Source organism: Pseudomonas sp. SDO524_S393, assembly GCF_054071875.1.
The window spans coordinates 86,990-102,783 of sequence record NZ_JBSVVZ010000012.1 but is presented as its reverse complement, the minus strand read 5'-3'; the positions used below and the strand labels follow the sequence as shown (position 1 = coordinate 102,783).

Below are 15,794 nucleotides of genomic sequence, written 5' to 3'. Positions count from 1 at the left end.
CGCTCACCACAGTGGGTCTGAGGTCAACGCAGCTTTTGTAGTGAGCAGGCTCGTCGAATCGTCGCACCGCCTGCGCTGGAGCGCGAAGCGGTCCCAAAATCAGACAATGCGGTGTCTGTAAGGGGGCTGCTACGCAGCCCGGCGCGGGACAAGCCCGCTCACCACAGTGGGTCTGAGGTCAACGCAGCTTTTGTAGTGAGCAGGCTCGTCCTGCGCTGGAGCGCGAAGCGGTCCCAAAACCGGACGACGCGATGGCTGTATTGGGGCCGCTACGCAGCCCGGCGCGGGCGGTGCGACGATTCGACAAGCCCGCTCACTACAAGAACGCCTTCAGCGGTGCTGAAAGCGCGGCAGGGAGGCGATGCGCAGTTTGGGTTCCTGCAACCGTGCCAGGTCTGCCGCGATCTGCGCGCGCCAGAAGTGCGCGCCGGCCAGTTGGGCGTCGACCCACGCCTGGCGCAGCAGCACTTTGGCTTTGTCCACCGAGCCGTATTGGGCCTGGCGCAGGGTCAGTTGCGCCTTGATGCGCAGCATCTGCGGCACGAACCAGCGTTCATGGCGGCCGAGGGCCAGTTGCAGAGTGTCTTCGAGCACTTCCAGGGCGAGTTTTTCCAGGCCCAGGCGCGCCAGGCCCAGAGCGTATTCACAACGCAACAGGCTGTAGAGCTGGCTGTCGCCCTGGCCTTGCAGATGGTGCAGGGCGTCGCCCAGTTGCGGCACGCCTTCTTCCGGCGAGCCCTGGCGGATCAGCAGGATGCTCTCGAAGCAGCGGCGAAATTGCTGCCAGATGTGCAGGTCCTGGCCGGTGGTGCTGTCTTGCAGCAGGCCCAGGTAGTGGCGCACTTTCGGCAGGTTGGAGGCGAGCAGTGCCAGCGGGATGGCACCCAGGCACAGGGTGTACCAGAGCGTGGCGGGGTGGTCGAGGTTGATGGCTTCTTCGACACAGGTGCCGATCAGGCGCAGCGCCGGGTCGACGTCGCCTTCCAGCAACTGCACCTGGGCCTTGAGGCAGCGCGCCGCGATGCGTTGGTCGAAATGTACGTCGATGATGTGCGAGCGCGGCGCTGAAGGTGAGCCCAGGGCTTCGTCGATGTTCTGCCGCGCGCCGAGCAGGTCACCCATGTGGAACAAGGCCACGGCGCGCATGCGCTTGCCCAGCAACTGCTGGCTGCCATTCTGGTTCAGGGCGATGTAGCGCTCGGCCAGTTCCAGCGCCTCGGCGTACTGGTTGCAGCCGCAGCGGTCGCTCCACAGGCCCCACAGGGCACGCAGCTTGTGCTCGGCGTCGCCCAGGTCGCGGGCGTCTTCGCGGACCTGGCGCCAGGCTTCGCGCATCGAGCCGCCGGTGCCGTAGGTGAGCATCAGTGCGCTGGCCAAGGCGGTTTGCAGCAGCATGCGCTGGCGCAACGGCAGTGGTGTCGTGGCGTCGCTCGCCAGGCCCTTGTCGACCCAGGTGCGACACTCGCGGACCAGCGACAAGCGCAGCCACAACGGTACGCCACCGAGGGTCAATTCAATGCCCAAAGTGAGGTCGCCCTTGGGCGAGTAGGCCCATTCCAGCGCCGAGCGAATGTTGTTGATCTCCGGGCCGTAGAGCGCGAGCCAGGTTTCCGGGGACAGGCCGTCCAGCGTCTGGCCGGCTTCCTGCAACACGCCGAGGGCATAACGCGCATGGCGCTGGGCGGTGGAATTGGCTTCGCCCTGTTCGGTGAGTTTTTCCAGGGCGTAGGCGCGGGTGGTTTCCAGCAAGCGGTAGCGCTTGAGCAACTGGGACTCGCCGGCGATCAGCAGCGACTTGTCCATCAGGCTTTCAAGCAGCGGCAAGGCGTTGCGGGGGTCGAGGCTGCTGCTGGCGGTCATCGCCTTGACCGCGTCGAGGGTGAACGAGCCGGTGAACACCGCCAACTGGCGCAGCATCGCTTGCTCATCGTCGCTGAGCATCGCGTAGGTCCAGTCCAGGGTTGCGCTCAGGGAACGATGGCGGGCGAGGGCGGTGCGACGGCCAGTCATTTGCAGGCGGAAGCTGCCGTCGAGCAGGCCGACCAGGTCCTGGACGCCAAAGGTGCGCACCCGCGCGGCGGCGATTTCGATGGCCAGTGCGTTGCTGTCGAGCTTGCGACAGATGGCGCATACCGCCGACACATCGGCGTCGTTGAACACAAAGTCGGGGTCGAGGGCGCGCACGCGCTCCACGAACAGGCGCACGCCGGACCAGGTCAGGGCTTCGGTGGCGCTGAGGGTTACGTGTTCGTCCGGCACTTGCAGCGGGGCCAGGTCGTGCACGCGTTCGCCTTCGGCGCGCAGCGGTTCGCGGCTGGTGGTCAGCACGCAGCACTGCGGGGCGTTGCGCAGCAGGGTTTCGACGGCGTCGGCGGTGTCCGGCAGGACGTGCTCGCAGTTGTCCAGCACCAACAGCAAGCGGCTGTTGGCCAGGGTCGCGGCGATACTGCGCAGCGGGTCCACGCTGACGGTCTGGATGCCCAGCGCGCTGGCGAGCATGCCCGCCACCCACTGGCCGCTGGTGGCGGGCGCCAGGTCGACGAAGCAAGTGTCCAGGCCGAACTCACTGGCCAACTGGTGCGCCACGGCCATGGCCACGGTGGTTTTGCCGATGCCACCAGGGCCGGTAATGGTCACGAATCGATGGCTCTGCACCTGGTCGGCGAGGCTGCTGATCAGGCTTTCACGGCCGATCACGTCACCCGGCTGCACGGAGGGGGCCAACTCTTCGCCCCTGGCCTGGGGCAATGGCATCGGCACCGGTACGGGCAGCAGCATCTCGTCGCTCGCCGCCTGTACCGTGATGGGCGCGACAAAGCGGTAACCCCGGCCCGGCACGGTCACGATATAGCTGAAGTTGCCATCGTCACCCAATGCCCGACGCAACGCGACGATCTGTGCGCGCAGGTTGCATTCTTCCACCACCACCTTGGGCCAGGCGAAGGAGATCAGTTCGGATTTTTCCAGCAGTTCGCCGGCCCGGTTGACCAGAGCGATCAGCAGGTAGAGGGCGCGGCTACCCAAGGTGACGGGCTCGCCGTTTCGCAGCAACACATGCTGTCGTGCCAGTAACAGGAAGGGGCCGAAACTTATGGCGCTCTCGGCGCAAGCCGGGGCCGGGTGATCTGTGTCCATGTAGGACACTGCGTGGTTCTTGCTCGAGCTCATCAATTCGTCCTTTTTATAGTCGGGCTTGTCGTTGGCGATCAAGCCAGTCGCCCTTTTGGGTGCAGATGTGCAGCAGCAGTCTTGGAAAGTTGATGTCGATCAGAAGGTCGAGAAGGTTGCCCTCCTTTGGGGCACGATCATTTTTATCGGGTGTCACGGCTCTGGATCCAGTGAGTGAGACTGTCTCAACACTGAAACATTTTATTACCAGATGCCTGGATGTAGCAGAATGTATGCCAGTTGGCATGTCGCAAAGATGACAACAACCTCATGAAATTTATGGTGATTTTTGCGGTCGTCGGATCTCTGGATCACGCTTCGTTCGGAAAGGCGAATATTTCCAATTGTGTCGTTCGGGATGCCGAATAAACCGGCGGTGGTTTGGCGTGGTTTTTCTGGCTGTGTATCACAGTGTGTCTTCGCACCATCCTGATACACCCGCATGACGTTCTGTCGCGTTGGCGACACAGACCGGATACACGCCTGGCTTTAACTATGTCCACCAGCTGGCGCAGACGGTCACCGACCGTCGAGACGCCCTGGCCACATTCAGTCAAGCCAGGAGATCCATCCCATGAAGCGTCCTTACGCAGCCCTCGCGGCAACCCTCGCCCTGTCCATCAGCGCCTTCTCGGCCGTGGCCCACGCCGATGAGCCCAAGCCCCAGGAGAAATGCTTCGGCGTGGCCCTGGCCGGCGCCAACGACTGCGCGGCGGGCAAAGGCACCTCGTGCGCGGCCACGTCCACCACTGACTATCAAGGCAACGCCTGGGTGCTGGTAGACAAAGGCACCTGCACCCAGATCAAGACCCCCAAAGGCTACGGCAGCCTGACGGAGCAGCCGTGATCCAGCGTGTCTTGCCCCAGGCGCTGCTGTTGCTGGTGGCGCGGGTAGGGATCGCGGCGGTGTTCTTTCTCTCGGGACGCACCAAGGTCACCGGCTTTCTTGAACTCAAGCCGTCGACTTACACGCTGTTCCGCTCCGAGTACGCCTTGCCGCTGATCCCGCCGGACTGGGCCGCGCACCTGGCGACCTACGCCGAGCACCTGTTCCCGCTGCTGCTGGTGCTGGGCCTGCTGACCCGCCCGGCCGCCGCCGCGCTGTTGGGCATGACCCTGGTGATTCAGGTGTTCGTGTACCCCGATGCCTGGCCGGTGCACCTGACGTGGGCGGGGTTGTTGCTGCCACTGCTGGCGCAGGGCGGCGGTGCCTGGTCGCTGGATCGTCTGTTGTTCGCCAAACGTGGCTGACCTTTATACGACTTTGATGGAGTTTTCTTATGCGCATGCTTTCTTCCCTGGCCCTTGCCATGGCCATGACCGTTCCGCTGCTGGCCCAGGCTGCCGATGCACCGCAGCCCGGTGCCGGTAAAAACGTGGTGATCGTGCCCGGTTCGTTTGTCGACGGTTCCGGCTGGCGAGTGGTGCACGACATCCTGATTCACAAGGGCTACAAGGTCACTGTCGTGCACCAGGGCCACGAAAGCCTGGCCGCCGACGTGGCCGAGGCCCGCGAGGTTCTTGAGCAGCAGGTCGGCCCCGTGGTGCTGGTGGGTCACAGCTCCGCCGGTGGTGTGATTTCGATTGCCGGCGAGCGCGACAAGGTCAAGTCGCTGGTCTATGTGTCGGCCTTGCAGCCGGAAGTCGGCGAGACCATGGGCCAGTTGCTCGGCTCGATGCCGGCACCCAGCGATGACGTGCAGGCAACCCGCGACGGCCACCTGTTCTTCGACCGCGCCAAGTTCAATGCGGACTTTGCCGCCGACCTGACCACCAACCGCACCGACTTCATGGCCGCCTCCCAAGTGCCGGCCACTGCCGCGCTGTTCGGCGGCACCGTGTGGGCCGCGGCCTGGCACAAAAAACCGACCTACGCCGTGGTATCCACCGAAGACCGCGCCCTGAGCCCCGACCTGCAGCGCTGGATGTACAAGCGCGCCGGTTCCAAGGTCACCGAAATCAAGGCCAGCCACTCGGTGTACATCTCCCAGCCTGAGGCTGTGGCGAAGGTCATCGAAGACGCGGCATCCGTTATCAAGTAATTCACCCCAACCCCTGGAGAAATACCCATGAACACTGCATTCAAATCCCGCTTGAGCCTGGCCGCCGCTGCTGCACTGGTGGCGCTCGCCTCCGCATCGTTCACCCAGGCCGCCAGCGCCGCCGACCAGCCGGAAAAACCCGGCCGCTGCTACGGCGTCAACACCTGCAAAGGCACCAGCCTGTGCGCCACCGCCAAGAACGACTGCAAGGGCCTCAATAGCTGCAAGGCTGAAGGCGTGATCGTCAAGACGCCGTCCGAATGCCTGAAGGCCGGCGGCACCTTGACCGAGCCGAAGTAACACGCCCCCCTGTGGGAGCGGGCTGGCCCGCTCCCACATGTTTTCGCGGAGAATCATTCATGCCCACATCCAATCCCCATTTTTCAGGCTACGGCCTGGGGTTGCGCAAGGAGCATTACGGCGACTTCCTGGAGACTTCGGTGCCGGTGGATTTCGTCGAAGTGATCTCCGAAAATTTCATGGTCGCGGGCGGTCAGCCCCGGCATATTCTGCGCCAGGTCCGCGAGCGGCACCCGGTGGCCCTGCATGGCGTGTCGATGTCGATCGGCACCGCCGAAGGCCTGGACCCGGACTACCTGCGCCGTCTCAAGTCACTGGTGGACGAGATCGACCCGCTGTTCGTCTCCGATCACCTGAGCTGGTCGCGCAGCGGCGGTTTCAATTCCCATGATTTGCTGCCCGTGCCTTACACCGACGAGGCGCTGGACCGGGTCTGCGCGAATATTCACCAGGCCCAGGACGCGCTGGGCCGCACGATGCTGTTCGAAAACCCGTCCAGCTACCTGGCCTTTGACGGTGCGTCCATGAGCGAGTGGGAATTTATCGCCGCCATGGCCCGACGCACCGGGTGCGAACTGTTGCTGGACGTCAATAACATTTATGTCAGCGCGAGCAACCACGGCTTCGACGCCTTGGCTTTCCTCGACGGCATTCCCGCCGAGCGGGTGCGCCAGGTGCATTTGGCCGGCCATAGCCAGGGCCGCGAATTGCTCGTCGACAGCCATGACAGCCCCGTGTGCGCCGGCGTCTGGGCGCTGTATGCCGAAGCCATCAAACGACTGGGGCCGGTGGCGACCATGATCGAGCGCGACGACGAGATCCCGCCGTTGGGCGAACTGCTCGACGAGCTGGCCATGGCCCGTGCCCTGGGAGCGTCGCGATGAACCTGGCCGAATTGCAGCAGACCTTTCGCCAGTGGCTGGTGGACGCGTCGGACGAATCCGCCCGTTTGCTGGGCAACCACCGCGCGGGCCTGGCGGTTTACCAGAACAACTACCGCGCGCAATTGGTGGGGTGCCTGGAGCAGGCGTTTCCCAACCTGCGGCGCTGGGTCGGCGAAGACGCGTTTCTGACGGCGAGCATTCGCCATATCGACGCGTTCCCGCCCCATGCCTGGACGCTGGATGTGTACCCCGAGGCGTTCTATCGCACCTTGAAAGCGCACTTCCCGCACAACCCGGACGTGCACGAACTGGGCTGGATCGAATGGGCCTTGAATGAAGCCTTCGTCGCCGCCGATGCGCCGGCCCTGGCCCTGGACGCGCTGGCCGAGGTGGACTGGGACACGGCGGTGTTGCAACTGGCGCCGTCGTTGCGCTGCCGGGCCATCACCACCAATGCCGAGGCGATCTGGTCGGCGCTGTGGCAAGAGGCGCCGCTGCCCGAGGCTGAAATGCTGGCCGAGCCCGGCGGCATGCTGGTGTGGCGTCGCCAGTTCACCTCGCGGCTGCGCCCGGTGGACGCCCTGGAGTTGCAGGCCCTGTTGCACTTGCAGGCCGACGGCAGCTTCGCCGGGTTGTGCGAGTTTCTGGTGGCGCGTTTGGGGGAAGAGGCGGGCGTGACCCAGGCGGGTGAGTACCTGGCCACCTGGCTGGGCAGTGAATTGATTGTAGGAGTGACTCATGTTTGATCGTCGAAGTTTTTTGCTGTTGGCCGGCGTGGTGATGGCCGCGCCCGCGTTTGCCGTGCAGCAGGTGAGTACCGATGAGGCGGACCTGCGCTATGAGCAGGTCGGGCCGGAGGATGGTCGAGCGATCATTCTGCTGGCGGGCGATGTCGCGGTATTTGCCGAAGTGACAGCTGCGCTGGCGGCCCAGGGCTATCGGGTGATCCTGCCGTACCTGCGTGAGCAGGACGACACCGTGCAGGGTCAGGATGTGCTGGACTTGATGAACGAACTGCATATCCCCGAGGCCGTGCTGGCCGGGGTGGAGCAGGGCGCGCGGGTCGCGGCGCGGACGGCGGTGCTCAAGCCGAGTCGTTGCGTGGGGGTGGTCACCCTGAACACCAAACCCCAGGCCGGGTTCGCCGATGCGGTGGCGGTGATGGCGAAGACCGGCCACTGGCGAACATGAAAATTTCGACAGCCAGGCAATCGGCCACTGAAAAAAATCCGCGCTGCCCGTAATCTAGAGGCCTTTGTCACCTGTGCGGATCGTTCATGTCTTCTGTTGCCGATGGGTTGCCCTTCAATAAACGCCTGCCTGCCGTGATCGCCCTGTCCCTGGGCATCGGCATGGCGACCCTGGACACCGCCATCGTCAACACCGCGTTGCCGACGCTGGCCGAAGGCATCGGCACCGACTCCGCCTCGGTGATCTGGGTGGTCAACGCCTACCAGTTGGCGATCATCGCCACGGTGTTGCCCTTTGCGTCGTTGAGCGACGTGTGGGGCCATCGCCGCGTGTACCTCGGCGGTTTACTGCTGTTTATCGTCTCGTCGCTGCTGTGCGGGCTGGCCGGCTCGCTGGTGACCCTGACCGCCGCGCGAGTGGCGCAAGGGCTGGGCGCGGCGGCGGTGATGAGCGTGAACACCGCCTTGTTGCGGCATATCTACCCCTCGAAAATGCTGGGCCGTGGCCTGGGCTACAACTCGCTGGTGGTGGGGTTGGCGTTTACCCTCGGGCCGACGGCGGCATCGGCGATTCTCTCCGTGGCCACCTGGCATTGGCTCTACTTGATCAACGTACCGCTGGGCTTGCTGGCCTTGGCACTGGGGCTGCGCTCCCTGCCGAGCCTGCCCATGAGCGGGCACGCTTTCGACCGCCTGGCGGCGCTGCTGTGTGCCGGGCTGTTCGCCTTGCTGGTGTTGGGGCTGGGCACTGCCGTGCACGGCGCCCAGGGCGTGCTGACCCTGGGACTGGTCGCCGTGGCGCTGGTGTGCGGGGCGTTGCTGCTGCGCCGCGAGGCCGGGCACCCGGCGCCGATGCTGGCGCTGGACCTGTTCAAGCGCCCGGTGTTTGCCTTGTCCTCCCTGACCGCCATCTGCGCCTTCAGCGCCCAGGGCCTGGCGTTTGTGTCGCTGCCGTTTTTGCTGCAAGCGGTGCTCGGCCACAGCCAGGTGGAAACCGGTTTTCTGATGACGCCCTGGCCCGCCGTGGTGGCGGTGATGGCCTTGGTGGCCGGGCGCCTGGCGGACCGGTTGTCGCTGGCGGTGCTGTGCGGCATCGGCCTGTTGATGCTCAGCGCGGGCATGGCCGCCCTGGCGACCCTGGCCAGCGGCGCGTCGGCCTTCGACATCGGCTGGCGCATGGCCTTGTGCGGTGCCGGCTTCGGGTTTTTCCAGTCGCCCAACCTCAAGGCCATCATGACCAGTGCGCCCCTGGCCCGCAGTGGCGGCGCCAGCGGCATCGTGGCGATTTCGCGGTTGCTGGGCCAGACCCTCGGCGCCTCCCTGGTGGCCTTGTGTTTTCACCTGGCGTTGGACAGCGGCCCGCAATCGGCCTTGTGGCTAGGCTGTGCGTTTGCCCTGGCCGGTGCGCTGGCGAGCGGCCTGCGGTTGTTGCCCTACGGTAAAAAAGCGTAATTGGCGTTGTAAAACACGGCGATAGACGGCTACCGTGGCAGCCTGAATATTTCGGGATGTTTCAGATTTTATGTCGAGCCAGGCCCTACGCACCGCTGATATCACCTCCCGCCGCGCCGCGCTGACCCTCGGTTTATGCCTGCCCAGTGACGTGTTGCTCTACCTGCTGCTGCCCATGGAATCCCAGGCCTTCGGCATTACCCTGGCCCAGGCCGGGGTGTTGCTGGCGGCCAACCGCCTGGTGCGGATTTTCGGCTACCGCCATGTCTTGAATTTCTACGCACGCCATGGCGATCGCCTGACTTGCTCGCTCGCCGCCGGCGCCGCTGCCCTGTGTGCGCTGGGCAACTCGATGCTCTCCGGGTTTGCCGCGCTGCTCGGATTGCGACTGGTCTGGGGCCTGTGTTTTGCCGCGTTGAACCTGTCGACTCAAGTGTTGGCCACCTCCGAGCCCGTCGGCGCGGCGCGGCGGGCAGGGCGCTCCCGGGCGTTGATCGCCCTGGGGCCGATGCTGGCGCTGCCGCTGGGCGGTTGGCTGACATTGTGGGCGGGGCCGCGACCGATTTTTCTGATCCTCTCCGGTTTATGCCTGGTGGGCCTGTGGATGGCGCGCGGGTTGCCCACCGCCGGGCATGACTTGCAGGGCACGCCGGGGCGGCGTTTCAAGTGGCCCGACAGCGTGGCGACCTGGTCGTTTATCGAAGGCGTGGCGCTGGACGGGCTGTTTATCTTCGGCCTGTCGATCCAGGCCCAGAAAATTCTCGGCGGCGACGCGGTGTTGATCGCCGGCGGCCTGATGGCCCTGCGTTACGCCTCGGAAATGCTCTTGAGCCCCTTGGGCGGCCGTGCCGCGCAACGCTTCGGCGCCACCTCGATGCTGCTGTTGTTCTCGTTTTTGAGTGCCCTGGCCCTGACCGCGTTCGGCAGCTATTGGGTGATTGTCGGCGCGGCGGCGGTGCTGGTGCTGCGCGCCTTGCAACTGCCGCTGGTGACCACACTGGTGGCCGAGCGCAACCCGGGTTCGATGCGCGTGTCGGCACTGGCCTCCAACGCGGTGTGGCGCGACGTGGGCGCCGGCCTTGGGCCGCTGCTGGCGGGCCTGCTGCTGCCGGTGGCGTCGGCGCCCTGGGTGTTTGGCCTGGCAGGTGCGGCCATCGCCTTGAGCGCGGTGTTCTGCTGGCGAGCAAAGATTTCCCACTGACGATGTGAGGTTGTGTGTGTCCCTTCAACAAGATTTCGTACAACAGCTGGACAAGGCGTACCGACACTGGACCGGCCAGGGACTGCCGGCCCCCGCGCACCTGGACCCGCAGCAACGCCTGGCCTGGCTGCACGCCGAAGCGCCCTACAGCCTGCTGTCCCACGATGGCGCGGCGGACCCGCGTTTTACCTACGTCAATGAATGCGCGCTGAACTGCTTCAAGTACCCGCGCGAAACCTTCATCGGCATGCCGTCGCGCTTCAGCGCCTCTGAACTCGACCGCGCCGCGCGCCAGGTGCTGCTGGAACAGGTCACCGCCAAGGGCATCGCCGCCGGCTACAGCGGCTGGCGGGTGGACGCCCACAACCAGCCGTTCATGATCTACGCCGGTGAGGTGTGGACCCTGCTCGACGACGCCGGCCAAGCCTGCGGCCAGGCCGCGTTGTTCTGGCCGGACGAGTCGCGTATAGGCGTGCTGGCTTAAGCGCCTTTAAGGCCCTCCAGCCACGCGGGATCGAGGCGCGGCTGGTCGGTATCGATCCCCAGGGCCTGCATTTTTTCCTGGTGCGCCTGGATCTCGCCGATCAGTTGCGCCTGGGCGCTGGAGTTGGCGTCCAGCGCATGCATCTGCGTCAGCCCCAAGTGGTAGAAGCGCAGCACCTTGATCGCCTGCGGGTCATTGGCCTGCACCCGCTCGGTCACCTTGTGCATCACGTTGGTCACGCTCATCAGGCTGCGTTTGAGCTGCCAGCCATACACCGCCGCCGCCATCCACGGCTGGGTCCAGAACGGCCCGCGCAGCAAGGCCAGCGTGATCAACATCGCCGCGAACACCCCACCGACATTGAAGCGAAAATTATCCCCGCCCGGCTCGCCGAACAGCTGCACCGCAAGGGTCGACAGCAGCATCGCCAACGCCAGGAACAGCGCCGCGATGATCAGCGTGCTGCGTCGGGTTTGCTGGCGGTAGGTGACGGGGTCGCAGGGCTTGAGTTCGAACATCCGGGGCAGGTCTCCAGAAGGGGCAGGGGAGGCATCTTCGCATGCCTGGGCAAACAAGTTGAACGATGGCTCGTCGCGGTTTCTCTAAAACCCTATAGACCCCGCGAGGTGAACACCATGCCCGACTACACACAGCCACCGCCCGGCACTCCCAACCCCGACCGCACCCCCGGCGAAGAAGAGCGCGACAACGATGCGTTGCGCCCCAACGACCCGGCGGAGCGTCAGGACAACGACGTGGAACAGGTTGAAGAAGACCTGGAAAACCTCCACGACAAGGCCCGCCCGCTGTAAACCAGGAGACCACCATGAGCCATCCCCCGAAAGGCCCCCGCTCGGACGAACACCGCAGCGGCGAAGATGAACTGGGCTTCGACCCGGACTCGCCGGATGTGCAAGACCCGCAAGTCGACCCCATAGGCCCGGCGATTGCGCCGCTGGACAAGGAGAAAGCCCCGGCGGAGAAACAGCGGCCTTATGATCCGTTGGGGGATTTGAAGCCGTAAAGGCCCCACACTCAATCGTTTCTGACCCGTTTGAGCCAATTCCAGAAAGGGTCACTGGATTCATCGGCGTCCATGCTGGTAGTGCTGGGGACGAGCTCCGATGCGCGGGCCGGGATGCTGAGGCCAAGCGTGCCCTCCACGAAATCCCGCAAGGCTTTGGGCGGTGCGGGGTAGTCATCGTCCGCGTATTGCTGTGCCCGTAGCACGAGTGATTGCTTTCGGCCAGAAGCGGACATCAGCAAGGGACCGCTGTCGACCAAAAGCAGTAATTCGGGAATGCTTGGGCTATCAACGAAATCGGCAGAGAGGTATGTCGAGCAGGCAGGCTTCGTCTAGGGATTGCACAGCCGCGTGAGCTATCGCATCGTATTGGCAAAGAGCGCGCACCATCTTGCAATTGATGCGCTTGTCGATAGTTGGTATAAGCGATATACACGCTCTTGAGGACCGTATTCGCTGACATGCCAATCACGCGGCGGTTCTCACAATTGTCGGCGTGATCTTCACTTCCAACAATCAATAGAGCTTCATTCTCCGCCTTATAGAACCTGGGGGCTAATCATCTAGAAGTCCTCTCCGATTACCAAGTCTTTGAGTGTGATCTGTGCTGTTCGCTGTCCACACCATTTCTAGCTTCTGTCACTGGAATAAATCATGCGTTCTATGAAGACCATTGCATCATTGGCAATTGTCCAGATCCTGACTCTGGGATGCACTGCCTGGGCCCAACAGCCAACCGTTGAGACAGCAATTCAAGCTCAACTGCATGTTCCTGAGCCATATGAACTGACGCAAGGAACCTTTATCAACCTGACATTGGAGCGAGTTGATCCCAACCAGGTATCAGCGATGGTCTTTGAGAACGTCTACGACGCATTTGAGAACATCGTTATACCCAGAGGAAGTCGCTTGTTCGGACGCCAAGTCAACATAGTTAATGACGTACATGACGTGTATTTCAATCAGATACAGCTCAACACCACCGGCAAAACCTATACCCTTCAACCGCCTTTACAGGCCACCACACCGCTCGGAGCAGCCGGCATCGTGGATTTTAAGCCTGCTGCTACTGCCGGAACTATGCTGCGCAAAGATCTCGTGATACCACATTGAGTTTCCATCGACAGATGCACCGCCCCAGCAATGACGGATTCGCGTTTCCACGATCCGTATTAAAGCTACATCCTCGATTCTGGATAAATAACTAAATGAGCGCTCTGCTGCTGAAAGCTCCACTAAATAAAAAATTCCAAGCGGATGTCCAAAAGTACATCATCGAACTGGAGTCAAAAATTACACGCTTTCATTTTTTTCGGGCTGCGCAAGTCAAGAAACTGCTGGCGGCCCGAGAGAGTTCGGAGTTCTTCACTCAGAGCATTGAAGCATTAGAGAAGGCATTCGCTGGCGATCTCAACTCCTACTCAGCAATGCGTTGGATGTATTACCTGCGGCGTACACCTAATGCAGTTTTCGGTGGAGACCTATCTTCCACCGGCGTTAACTCACGGGCATTAGCTGAAATTTACGCAAATCAAAGCACAAAATCAGAAACAGCTGCATATGGAAGTAACGGTTTTGTTTTTCCGATCAACGACAGCACGTTAAGGCACGTCGCGCGCTTTATATCTTTCATTACTATTATTTATGACTTGCAAGTTGGATTTCGGTTCGCAAGTAAAGGTTCCGAATATGACTTTTCCAGTCGGCATCACCGCGCACTAGTAAAAAGCAATTTCATGGCGGGTCTATCAGCTTTTAAATCAGTCCTTCCACGCCGTGTGCAAAACCCGTTACTGGAGTCCGCGGTGCAGATTTATGACCAGCGCCATAACTACCAACGGCGCACTTTCCAAGGGGTAGCGATGAGCCTGGCAGGCCTCGCTCACTACGACGCGGTAAACGGCGAAATACAAACCGGTGTTGATATCACGCAGGCGATGTGGGGAATGCATGATGAAAAAATGTTTTCGCCTCAAGAGTTTCTTGCCGGAAACCCACGAGCTGAAATTTATGGAAGCAATCGACAAATCATTGTTCGTTTCGGCCCGTCGAACATTGACTACGCAAAACTTTTCGAGCTTTACCGCCTACCTGTTATGGCAAAAGTCGAAATTGATAACAACGCCGCGCTTTGCCTATTGCTGCTTTTTATCGCTGGGCGTTGGCTTCAGACACGGCGCTACTCGTTCCTTCGAGTCATGGAACTGGGCTACTTCATTATGGATTTCCAGCAGTGGGAGGATTTTGCCGACGGGCAGTACTCCAAGGCATGTGATGAGGTTCGTCAGTATCTTCCTCAGTTTCAAGCACCTGAAAACTACAGCGCATTCGTCACAAGTTGTTTGAAATTTAAAGGTGAGGTCTGGCCCCTCTCTCACGGGGATATCCTCCGGGTTACGAACGACTACGTATGTATTGACATGTGGGCCGCTTCTACTGGTTTCCTGGGGTGGTTCCAATTCCCGAAGACTCAAGGGCAAATTGCTAATGAGCGTGCAGCCAGGTTTGAGGACGTGGTTCAAGAGGTGATCGACTTGTCCCCTTGGGCAGACAGCTCCATTCAGGGGCTACGGCAACGGGAGCTTAAAGTGGACGGCCAAGCGCTGACCGACATTGATGCTATCGGCTCCTACGAGGGCACCCTATTGGTGGTTTCGTGCAAAAGCATTCCGTACACGCGCGAGTATGATCGCGGTACGCACAACGCCATTCGCAACGCAGCATCGACGGTGGACAAAGGGGTCGATTATTGGGCAAACATAGTCAGCCAACTCCAAGCTCGGAAGGAAGGTGATAATTTTAATTTAACAAGCTACAAGCAGATCGTTGGAGTGGTTTGCACGCCCTTTGCCGTGTACACGAGCCATCCTGCGTCTCTTTCAATGTCTGTAGGTAAACTACGATGGGCTTGCTCATTGGATGAACTGTCGGAGTTTTTGAAAAGTAACGCCTCAGGGATAACTAAATCGCCCGAGATTTCCTAGACACTATCCAAGTTTGTTGCTAAAAGTTACAAACCTTGGAAAATGAATGGGTCACCTCAGCTATATCAACTTCAAGTTAATGCTTTTGGCCGATTGCTGACTGTCGTGAAGGGCTGCAAACGGCCAAAAGCGGACCTGAACTTAACCCTGGCTAAGACACCATCCATTAGCGATAAAATACGTTATCGTTAGTTTTTGCAGGGACAGTCATGGGCACGACCAAACCGTTTGAAGTCCGCGATAACTGGGTCTTAGTCGATTCCATGGTGGACACCTATTTTGAAATCGCGGAGGAGGCATTCGGATCTTTTTTATTCGAAAAGGGCAATCCCCTCCCAAAGCAAGAATGGCCCGGCGATTCAACAGCCTACGACGACCAGAAAACTAGAAAAAACGTCGCAGCTATAAAAACAATCGTCTTCTCGGCGATGGCGTTGGAAGCTGCCGCATTCGAATTTGCCACCCTACAGCTGGGAGAGCGCCTGGCAAGAGATTATCTGGATAAGCTGGATATGGTGGGTAAATGGCTCGTCGTCCCACGCTTGGTCTGTGGTCGATCGCTGAACTCGGATGGCCCCGCCATCAATGGGCTGAAGGGCCTGGTCAAGGCACGTAACGCTTTGGTGCATCATAAATCCAAGGAATGGAACGGCAAGCACGCGCATTTAGATGAGATGGATGCTCACAGAAAACAGCTCGAAGAAATCCAGGCTCCTAACGCATTCAAAACGCTGATCCTGCTTTCGTTGGAATTGAATGCGGTGCTAGAGACCGATGGGCCGCTCCCACCTTTTGAGGATGGTTGGATCCAAGCCACCCCACGTAATTCGCTGGTAGAGCAAATAGTACATCGGTGCCGCGAGATTCATCGGAATAACTGGCGAGGGGATTGACGTGACGGGGCTTATCAACCAGCAGAAACGCCGGCTAACCGCTACGGACTTTCAGTACCTTGCAGCCGTGCCGGCGGCGATCGATTGGTTAGCCAGTTTCGACATAAGGACCGGCTTTGGGTCGAATACGGTCATTAGAAACCAATTAAAGGTTAGGGATTCGAAGCCGCGG

General features: G+C 61.2%; 17 protein-coding genes. 15 read left to right on the top strand and 2 right to left on the bottom strand.

Translation table 11 applies throughout. The features are described from left to right. Nucleotides 1–330: 330 nt before the first annotated feature. Nucleotides 331–3,168 carry an ATP-binding protein gene (locus ACW9IB_RS08060; RefSeq protein WP_457413118.1) on the bottom strand — a complete coding sequence of 946 codons (2,838 nt, stop codon included), beginning with the start codon at nucleotides 3,166–3,168 and terminating at the stop codon, nucleotides 331–333. A gap of 574 nt (nucleotides 3,169–3,742) precedes the next feature. Between ACW9IB_RS08060 and ACW9IB_RS08055 the strand changes: the two genes are divergently transcribed. The 10 genes from ACW9IB_RS08055 to ACW9IB_RS08010 all read left to right on the top strand — a co-directional run bounded on the left by ACW9IB_RS08055 (nucleotide 3,743) and on the right by ACW9IB_RS08010 (nucleotide 10,721). Next, entirely contained in the window at nucleotides 3,743–4,015 is a 273-nt protein-coding gene (locus ACW9IB_RS08055; protein ID WP_457364201.1) for a BufA1 family periplasmic bufferin-type metallophore, read from the top strand. Beyond that, on the top strand, nucleotides 4,012–4,419 hold the full coding sequence (locus tag ACW9IB_RS08050) for a DoxX family protein (RefSeq protein ID WP_457364200.1): 408 nt from the start codon (nucleotides 4,012–4,014) through the stop codon (nucleotides 4,417–4,419). The genes ACW9IB_RS08055 and ACW9IB_RS08050 overlap by 4 nt, the downstream gene beginning before the upstream one ends. 29 nt (nucleotides 4,420–4,448) lie before the next feature. Then, nucleotides 4,449–5,210, top strand: coding sequence for an alpha/beta fold hydrolase (locus ACW9IB_RS08045; protein ID WP_457364199.1), 762 nt, complete (start codon nucleotides 4,449–4,451; stop codon nucleotides 5,208–5,210). A gap of 27 nt (nucleotides 5,211–5,237) precedes the next feature. Further along, nucleotides 5,238–5,510 (top strand): BufA2 family periplasmic bufferin-type metallophore, encoded by a 273-nt coding sequence (gene bufA2 / locus ACW9IB_RS08040; protein ID WP_457364198.1) that lies wholly within the window; start codon nucleotides 5,238–5,240, stop codon nucleotides 5,508–5,510. Nucleotides 5,511–5,569: 59 nt separating this feature from the next. Beyond that, on the top strand, nucleotides 5,570–6,394 hold the full coding sequence (gene bufB, locus ACW9IB_RS08035; RefSeq protein ID WP_457364197.1) for an MNIO family bufferin maturase: 825 nt from the start codon (nucleotides 5,570–5,572) through the stop codon (nucleotides 6,392–6,394). Beyond that, nucleotides 6,391–7,140: an HvfC/BufC family peptide modification chaperone gene (locus ACW9IB_RS08030; RefSeq protein WP_457413117.1), complete on the top strand. Its 750-nt coding sequence runs from the start codon at nucleotides 6,391–6,393 to the stop codon at nucleotides 7,138–7,140. Before bufB ends, ACW9IB_RS08030 begins: the two co-directional genes overlap by 4 nt. Next, on the top strand, nucleotides 7,133–7,585 hold the full coding sequence (locus ACW9IB_RS08025; protein ID WP_457413115.1) for an alpha/beta fold hydrolase: 453 nt from the start codon (nucleotides 7,133–7,135) through the stop codon (nucleotides 7,583–7,585). The genes ACW9IB_RS08030 and ACW9IB_RS08025 overlap by 8 nt, the downstream gene beginning before the upstream one ends. An 86-nt stretch (nucleotides 7,586–7,671) precedes the next feature. Then, nucleotides 7,672–9,036 carry an MFS transporter gene (locus ACW9IB_RS08020; RefSeq protein WP_457364194.1) on the top strand — a complete coding sequence of 455 codons (1,365 nt, stop codon included), beginning with the start codon at nucleotides 7,672–7,674 and terminating at the stop codon, nucleotides 9,034–9,036. 70 nt (nucleotides 9,037–9,106) lie between these two features. Beyond that, nucleotides 9,107–10,237, top strand: coding sequence for an MFS transporter (locus ACW9IB_RS08015; RefSeq protein WP_457413112.1), 1,131 nt, complete (start codon nucleotides 9,107–9,109; stop codon nucleotides 10,235–10,237). Nucleotides 10,238–10,247: 10 nt separating this feature from the next. Beyond that, nucleotides 10,248–10,721 (top strand): MEKHLA domain-containing protein, encoded by a 474-nt coding sequence (locus ACW9IB_RS08010; RefSeq protein ID WP_457364192.1) that lies wholly within the window; start codon nucleotides 10,248–10,250, stop codon nucleotides 10,719–10,721. Here ACW9IB_RS08010 and ACW9IB_RS08005 read toward each other — a convergent pair. After that, nucleotides 10,718–11,239: a DUF3087 family protein gene (locus ACW9IB_RS08005; RefSeq protein WP_457413110.1), complete on the bottom strand. Its 522-nt coding sequence runs from the start codon at nucleotides 11,237–11,239 to the stop codon at nucleotides 10,718–10,720. The two genes, ACW9IB_RS08010 and ACW9IB_RS08005, sit on opposite strands and share 4 nt — an antisense overlap. A 117-nt stretch (nucleotides 11,240–11,356) precedes the next feature. Between ACW9IB_RS08005 and ACW9IB_RS08000 the strand changes: the two genes are divergently transcribed. The 5 genes from ACW9IB_RS08000 (at nucleotide 11,357) to ACW9IB_RS07980 (ending at nucleotide 15,622) form a co-directional block, all read left to right on the top strand. Then, a complete protein-coding gene (locus ACW9IB_RS08000) occupies nucleotides 11,357–11,533 on the top strand; it encodes a hypothetical protein (RefSeq protein WP_457364190.1) in 177 nt (58 codons plus the stop codon). A 14-nt stretch (nucleotides 11,534–11,547) separates the two neighbouring features. Then, nucleotides 11,548–11,745: a DUF6021 family protein gene (locus tag ACW9IB_RS07995; protein WP_457413109.1), complete on the top strand. Its 198-nt coding sequence runs from the start codon at nucleotides 11,548–11,550 to the stop codon at nucleotides 11,743–11,745. Nucleotides 11,746–12,399: 654 nt separating this feature from the next. Beyond that, a complete protein-coding gene (locus ACW9IB_RS07990; protein ID WP_457413108.1) occupies nucleotides 12,400–12,858 on the top strand; it encodes a hypothetical protein in 459 nt (152 codons plus the stop codon). 95 nt (nucleotides 12,859–12,953) lie between these two features. Next, nucleotides 12,954–14,729 (top strand): hypothetical protein, encoded by a 1,776-nt coding sequence (locus ACW9IB_RS07985; RefSeq protein WP_457413107.1) that lies wholly within the window; start codon nucleotides 12,954–12,956, stop codon nucleotides 14,727–14,729. Between the two features lie 209 nt (nucleotides 14,730–14,938). Further along, nucleotides 14,939–15,622 carry a hypothetical protein gene (locus tag ACW9IB_RS07980; RefSeq protein WP_457413105.1) on the top strand — a complete coding sequence of 228 codons (684 nt, stop codon included), beginning with the start codon at nucleotides 14,939–14,941 and terminating at the stop codon, nucleotides 15,620–15,622. The last annotated feature ends 172 nt before the right edge of the window (nucleotides 15,623–15,794 follow it).